Raw genomic sequence first — 2,500 nt, forward strand, 5'->3', positions numbered from 1 at the left:
CCTTCAGGTTATGAGCCTGACGAGCTACCGGGCTGCTCCACCCCGCGGTTGTTTGGGGAGACTGGAAGACCTGGCGGCGACCGACTTTCCCGTGCCTTAAGGCACAGTATCATAGGCGCTGGGGCATTTCACGGCCGAGTTCGGGATGGGATCGGGTGGATCATTCCCCGCCATAGCCACCAGGTCATCCAGTCTCCCCGGTATGGGGAGAGGATGTGATGGGTTGGTGCGTTTTTGTTGTTGTGTTGAAGAGTGGATGACTGCTGTGCATGTGTGTTGCCCTTTTGAGGGGGCGATGGAATGAGCCTATTGGGCGATTAGGACCAGTTAGCTGCACGCATTACTGCGCTTCCACACCTGGCCTATTGACGTGATGGTCTATCACGGCCCTTGGGGAGACCTTGTTTTGAGGTGGGTTTCCCGCTTAGATGCTTTCAGCGGTTATCCCGTCCACACTTAGCTACCCGGCTGTGCCGCTGGCGCGACAACCGGTGCACCAGAGGTATGTTCATCCCGGTCCTCTCGTACTAGGGACAAATCCTCTCAAGTCTCCAACACCCACGGCAGATAGGGACCGAACTGTCTCACGACGTTCTAAACCCAGCTCACGTACCACTTTAATCGGCGAACAGCCGAACCCTTGGGACCTGCTCCAGCCCCAGGATGTGATGAGCCGACATCGAGGTGCCAAACCTCCCCGTCGATGTGGACTCTTGGGGGAGATCAGCCTGTTATCCCTAGAGTACCTTTTATCCGTTGAGCGATGGCCCTTCCACGCGGGACCACCGGATCACTATGGCCGACTTTCGTCTCTGATCGAGCTGTCACTCTCACAGTCAGGCGGGCTTATGCCATTGCACTCGACAGCCGGTTTCCGACCGGCCTGAGCCCACCATCGCGCGCCTCCGTTACACTTTGGGAGGCGACCGCCCCAGTCAAACTGCCCACCATGCAGGGTCCCGGACCTGGCTAACAGGCCTCGGTTAGACATCAGAAACAGTCAGGGTGGTATTTCAAGGATGGCTCCACCGGAACTGGCGCCCCGGTTTCAAAGCCTCCCACCTATCCTACACAGAATGTCTCTGATGCCACTGCAAAGCTGCAGTAAAGGTTCATAGGGTCTTTCCGTCTGACCGCGGGTACCCCGCATCTTCACGGGGAATTCAATTTCGCTGAGCCGATGCTGGAGACAGCGGGGAAGTCGTTACGCCATTCGTGCAGGTCGGAACTTACCCGACAAGGAATTTCGCTACCTTAGGACCGTTATAGTTACGGCCGCCGTTTACCGGGGCTTCAATTCGGTGCTTGCACACCTCCTCTTAACCTTCCGGCACCGGGCAGGCGTCAGGCCGTATACGTCGTCTCTCGACTTCGCACAGCCCTGTGTTTTTACTAAACAGTCGCTACCCCCTGGTCTGTGCCACCCGCCGATGGTTGCCCACTGACGGGTCTTGCTTATCCCGAAGTTACGCAAGTAATTTGCCTAGTTCCTTCAGCATCGTTCTCTCAAGCGCCTTGGTATTCTCTACCAGTCCACCTGTGTCGGTTTCGGGTACGGTCTATATGCCAGAGCTATTTCCTGGAATACTCCAAAAGCCGGATCAATCCGATAAGACCCGACAACATATTGTATTCGTCACTTCTGGCAGGCCCGGGAATATTTGCCCGGTTTCCATCGACTACGGCTTTCGCCCTCGCCTTAGGGGCCGGCTCACCCTGCGCGGATTAACCTTGCGCAGGAACCCTTGGACTTTCGGCGACAGTGTTTCTCGCACTGTTTGTCGCTACTCATGTCAGCATTCGCACTTCCGATATCTCCAGAGAGGGTCACCCCGTCTCCTTCACAGACCTACGGAACGCTCCGCTACCGCGCATTCAAAGAATGCACCCACAGCTTCGGCACGTGGCTTGAGCCCCGTTACATTTTCGGCGCAGGGTTTCTATTAGACCAGTGAGCTATTACGCTTTCTTTAAAGGATGGCTGCTTCTAAGCCAACCTCCTGGTTGTTTTGGAATCCCCACATCCTTTCCCACTTAGCCACGATTTAGGGGCCTTAGCTGGTGGTCTGGGCTGTTTCCCTCTCGACAATGGACCTTAGCACCCACTGTCTGTCTGCCGAGCTCATACTTCCGGGTATTCGGAGTTTGGTTAGGTTTGGTAAGGCTTTGGGCCCCCCTAGCCCATCCAGTGCTCTACCCCCCGGGGTAATACTCGACGGTCTACCTCAATAGATTTCGCGGAGAACCAGCTATTTCCGAGTTTGATTGGCCTTTCACCCCTAGCCACAGCTCATCCCCGACTTTTTCAACAGGCGTGGGTTCGGCCCTCCAGTGCGTGTTACCGCACCTTCAGCCTGGCCATGGCTAGATCACTCGGTTTCGGGTCTTCTGCCAGCAACTCGTCGCCCTATTCAGACTCGCTTTCGCTGCGCCTACACCTAACGGCTTAAGCTTGCTGCAAACAGAAACTCGCTGACCCATTATACAAAAGGTACGCCGT

At 55.9% G+C, this 2,500-nt stretch carries 2 rRNA genes (1 of these 2 cut by a window edge); both read right to left on the reverse strand.

Annotation, left to right across the window (positions count from 1 at the left end):
- Positions 1-68: 68 nt before the first annotated feature.
- Positions 69-184: ribosomal RNA gene (gene rrf / locus ACBR42_RS16775) — 5S ribosomal RNA — on the reverse strand.
- A 112-nt stretch (positions 185-296) separates the two neighbouring features.
- Positions 297-2,500 (reverse strand): 23S ribosomal RNA (locus ACBR42_RS16780); it runs 537 nt beyond the window's last position.

The sequence above is a fragment of the Komagataeibacter sp. SM21 genome (assembly GCF_041402665.1).
Lineage (GTDB): Bacteria > Pseudomonadota > Alphaproteobacteria > Acetobacterales > Acetobacteraceae > Komagataeibacter > Komagataeibacter saccharivorans.